The sequence below is a fragment of the Streptomyces sp. AF1A genome, from assembly GCF_047340315.1.
In the GTDB taxonomy this organism is placed as follows: domain Bacteria; phylum Actinomycetota; class Actinomycetes; order Streptomycetales; family Streptomycetaceae; genus Streptomyces.
In genome coordinates this window covers 1-4,347 of the sequence record NZ_JBLEBI010000305.1, presented here as the reverse complement: position 1 = coordinate 4,347, position 4,347 = coordinate 1, and the positions used below count along the sequence as shown (strand labels likewise).

The 4,347-nt window shown below is 70.8% G+C and carries 4 protein-coding genes; all 4 read right to left on the bottom strand.

Annotated features, from left to right (window positions below; translation table 11 throughout):
- Window positions 1-416 precede the first annotated feature (416 nt).
- Window positions 417-1,322 (bottom strand): tRNA pseudouridine(55) synthase TruB, encoded by a 906-nt coding sequence (truB, locus tag ACLU3S_RS36045; RefSeq protein ID WP_413956193.1) that lies wholly within the window; start codon window positions 1,320-1,322, stop codon window positions 417-419.
- Window positions 1,319-1,771, bottom strand: a complete 453-nt coding sequence (gene rbfA / locus ACLU3S_RS36040) for a 30S ribosome-binding factor RbfA (RefSeq protein WP_413956192.1) — start codon at window positions 1,769-1,771, stop codon at window positions 1,319-1,321. Before rbfA ends, truB begins: the two co-directional genes overlap by 4 nt.
- Before the next feature lie 47 nt (window positions 1,772-1,818).
- The gene (locus ACLU3S_RS36035; protein ID WP_413956191.1) at window positions 1,819-2,112 is read right to left on the bottom strand and encodes a DUF503 domain-containing protein; all 294 of its coding nucleotides are present in this window, start codon (window positions 2,110-2,112) and stop codon (window positions 1,819-1,821) included.
- Between the two features lie 186 nt (window positions 2,113-2,298).
- A partial coding sequence (gene infB / locus ACLU3S_RS36030; RefSeq protein WP_413956190.1) for a translation initiation factor IF-2 occupies window positions 2,299-4,347 on the bottom strand: 2,049 nt, incomplete at its 5' end.

Here is a 4,347-nt window from a genome sequence, read left to right as displayed (position 1 = left end):
GGTCGCGTCCGGCCGCCGGTGGGTGCCGGTGCCGTGGGTCGTCGCCTGTGCCGGCCCACCCCGGCCGTACGGGGACGCCCCGGTGCCGTACGCCGTCTCTCCCCTGCAGTACGCCGTCACCCGGCGCCCGACTCCTGTGCGCGGGCCCCGTCCCGCCATGGCCGCACCTCCCCGCCGTACCCGCGTGCCCTGTCCTTGACGGTAGGCGCGCGATGATCGACGGGACAGATCGCGTGGCGAACGCGCCCCCTTCCACTCCCCCGGTTCACTCCGAGCGCCTGCACGGTCGGGTGAATAGGCGGGAGCGGGTGGATAACCCTAGGGGTGGGGGAACCGAGGGGGGCCGTGGAGCGGCGGCAGGGGCACATACCCCGTGGCCGGCCGCCGCTCCACGGGCAGCGCCCGACGGGGGTGGGTCAGCCGAAGACGGCCAGGCTCCTGGCCTTGCCCTGGTGCTGCTCGACCAGCGCGACGAAGCGGCCGTCGGGGTCGAACACGGCGACGGGACCGGCGCCCGTGTACTCGTCGGGCATCTCCAGCCGGACCCCGTTCACCAGCAGCCGGGCCCGCCTGGGGTCGACCTCCCAGCGCGGGAACGCGGCCGCGGCGGCCTCGGCGATCGGCATCACCGTCAGCTCCTGCTGGAGCTGGTCCAGCGTCTTGGCCGCGTCCAGCTTGTACGGCCCGACGCGCGTGCGGCGCAGCGCGGTCAGGTGGCCGCCGACGCCCAGGTCGGCGCCCAGGTCGCGGGCGAGGGCGCGGATGTAGGTGCCGGAGGAGCAGACCACGGACACCACCAGGTCGAGCACCGGTGTGCCGTCGGCGGCGACGGCGTCCCGCACGTCGTACACGGTGAAGGAGGAGATGGTCACCGGCCGGGCGGGCAGTTCGAAGTCCTCGCCCTCGCGGGCCCGCTTGTAGGAGCGGACACCGTTGATCTTGATGGCGCTGACCTTGGACGGGACCTGCATGATGTCACCGGTCAGCTTGGCGATGCCGGCGTCGATGGCGTCCCGGCTCACCCGGGAGGCGTCGGTGGCCGAGGTGATCTCGCCCTCGGCGTCGTCGGTGACGCTGTTCTGGCCCAGGCGAACGGTGCCCAGGTACTCCTTCTCCGTGAGGGCGAGGTGCCCGAGGAGCTTGGTGGCCCGCTCGACGCCGAGGACCAGGACGCCGGTCGCCATCGGGTCGAGGGTGCCGGCGTGGCCGACACGGCGGGTTCTGGCGATCCCGCGCATCTTGGCGACCACGTCGTGCGAAGTGAAGCCCGACGGCTTGTCGACGATGACGAGGCCGTCGGGCGTGGTGTGCTTCTGGGTCATTCCGCGGCGTCGCCGTCCGTCTCGTCGTCCGCCGGCTTCCGGTAGGGGTCCGCCTCGCCGGCGTACGTGGCGCCCGTGGCCGCCTCGCGCACCTTCTCGTCGGACTGCCGCGCCTTGTCGAGGAGGTCCTCGATGGTCCGGGCGGTGTCCGGCAGCGCGTCCGCGACGAAGGCCAGGGTCGGCGTGAACTTCACCCCGGCCGCACGGCCGACCTCGGAGCGCAGGATGCCCTTGGCGCTCTCCAGACCCGCCGCGGCGGCCTTGCGCTCCTCCTCGTCCCCGTAGACCGTGTAGAAGACGGTCGCCTCCCGCAGGTCACCCGTGACCCGGGTGTCCGTGATGGTGACGTGCGAGCCGAGCCGCGGGTCCTTGATCCCGCGCTGCAGCTTCTGGGCCACCACCTCTCGGATGAGGTCCGCCAGCCTTTTCGCCCGCGCGTTGTCGGCCACTGGTCCAGCTCCCGTTCTTTCTTCTTCTTGGTTCTGTGGTCCGGTCGTCAGTCGTCGTCGCCGTGGAAGCGCCGTCGTACGGACAGCAGCTCCACCTCGGGACGGGCGGCGACCAGCCGTTCGCACCGGTCCAGTACGTCGGTGAGGTGCACCGCGTCTCCGGAGACCACGGCGAGGCCGATGATCGCTCGCCGGTGGAGGTCCATGTGGTCCACCTCGGCCGCGCTCACGGCGTACTTCCGCTGGAGTTCGGCGACGATCGGGCGGACGACGGAGCGCTTCTCCTTCAGCGAGTGGACGTCGCCGAGGAGGAGATCGAAGGACAGAGTCCCCACGTACATGTTGTGTGCCGGGTTTACCCGCCGGTACGGGATCGATGGCCTGGCAGCCACGTTACCGCCTGGCGGACGGTGACTCGACCGGGTTTTCCCTGCCTCGGCCGCGCCGGGGCCCGGGGCACAGGCCCCGGGAACAGCGTGCTGGCCGACAGGACCGCAGTCCCGTCGGCCAGCACGAACCGTCGGCCGTTACGCCCGCGGCTTCTCGCGCATCTCGTACGTCGCGATGACGTCGTCGACCTTGATGTCGTTGAAGTTGCCGAGGTTGATACCGCCCTCGAACCCTTCGCGGATCTCGGTGACGTCGTCCTTGAAGCGACGCAGGCCCTCGATGGTGAGGTTCTCCGCGACCACCTTGCCGTCGCGCAGCAGGCGGGCCTTGGTGTTGCGGCGCACCTCGCCGGACCGGATGAGGACACCGGCGATGTTGCCCAGCTTGGACGACTTGAAGACCTCGCGGATCTCCGCCGTACCGAGCTCGACCTCCTCGAACTCCGGCTTGAGCATGCCCTTGAGGGCCGCCTCGATCTCCTCGATCGCCTGGTAGATGACCGAGTAGTACCGGACGTCCACGCCCTCGCGCTCCGCCATCTGCTGGGCACGCCCGGCAGCCCGGACGTTGAAGCCGATGACGATGGCATCGGACCCCATGGCCAGGTCGATGTCGGACTCCGTGACCGCACCGACGCCGCGGTGCAGGACACGGATGTCGACCTCTTCGCCGACGTCCAGCTGGAGCAGCGAGGACTCGAGGGCCTCGACGGAACCGGAAGCGTCACCCTTGATGATCAGGTTCAGCTGCTGGACCTCGCCGGCCTTGAGCACCTTGTCCAGGTCCTCCAGCGACACGCGGCGCGTGCGCTTGGCGAACGCGGCGTTGCGCTCACGGGCGGCGCGCTTCTCCGCGATCTGGCGGGCCGTACGGTCCTCCTCGACCACGAGGAAGTTGTCGCCGGCGCCCGGGACGTTGGTCAGACCCAGGACCTGCACCGGCATGGCCGGCCCGGCCTCCGTCACGTTCGCACCGCTGTCGTCGAGCATGGCCCGGACGCGGCCGTACGCGTCGCCGACCACCATCGTGTCGCCGACCCGCAGCGTGCCTCGCTGGACCAGGACCGTCGCCACGGCACCACGGCCGCGGTCCAGGCGGGACTCGATCGCGATGCCCTGTGCGTCCTGGTTGGGGTTCGCACGCAGGTCCAGCGCCGCGTCCGCGGTGAGGACGACGGCCTCGAGGAGTCTGTCGATGTGCAGGCCCTGCTTGGCGGAGATGTCGACGAACATGGTGTCGCCGCCGTACTCCTCGGCCACCAGGCCGTACTCGGTCAGCTGACCGCGCACCTTGGTCGGGTCCGCGCCCTCGACGTCGATCTTGTTGACCGCGACCACGATCGGCACGTCGGCCGCCTTGGCGTGGTTCAGGGCCTCGACCGTCTGCGGCATGACGCCGTCGTTGGCAGCGACGACCAGGATGGCGATGTCCGTCGACTTGGCACCGCGGGCACGCATGGCGGTGAACGCCTCGTGACCCGGGGTGTCGATGAAGGTGATCGCCCGGTCCTCGCCGTTGACCTCGGTCGTGACCTGGTAGGCACCGATGTGCTGGGTGATGCCGCCGGCCTCGCCCGCGATGACGTTCGTCTTGCGGATCGCGTCGAGCAGGCGGGTCTTGCCGTGGTCGACGTGACCCATGACGGTCACCACCGGCGGACGGACGACCAGGTCCTCCTCGGAGCCCTCGTCCTCGCCGAACTCGATGTCGAAGGACTCGAGCAGCTCGCGGTCCTCCTCCTCCGGGCTGACGATCTGAACCGTGTAGTTCATCTCGCCGGCGAGGAGCTGAAGGGTCTCGTCGGAGACGGACTGCGTCGCGGTGACCATCTCGCCGAGGTTCATCATGACCGCGACGAGGGACGCCGGGTTGGCGTTGATCTTCTCCGCGAAGTCGGTGAGCGACGCGCCGCGGGAGAGACGGATGGTCTCGCCGTTGCCGCGCGGCAGCATCACGCCGCCGACGCTCGGGGCCTGCATCGCCTCGTACTCCTGGCGACGCTGCCGCTTCGACTTGCGGCCACGACGCGCGGGACCGCCGGGACGGCCGAAGGCGCCCTGCGTGCCACCGCGGCCACCGGGACCGCCGGGACGGCCACCGAAGCCGGGACGGCCACCGCCGCCCGGGCCACCGCCGAAGCCACCGCCACCGGGACGACCGGCGAAACCGCCGCCGCCACCCGGACG

Excerpts from the sequence above, each read along its gene's own strand:
- truB (WP_413956193.1), bottom strand. The coding sequence starts at position 1,322 with ATGACCCAGAAGCACACCACGCCCGACGGCCTCGTCATCGTCGACAAG.
- ACLU3S_RS36035 (WP_413956191.1), bottom strand. The coding sequence starts at position 2,112 with ATGTACGTGGGGACTCTGTCCTTCGATCTCCTCCTCGGCGACGTCCAC.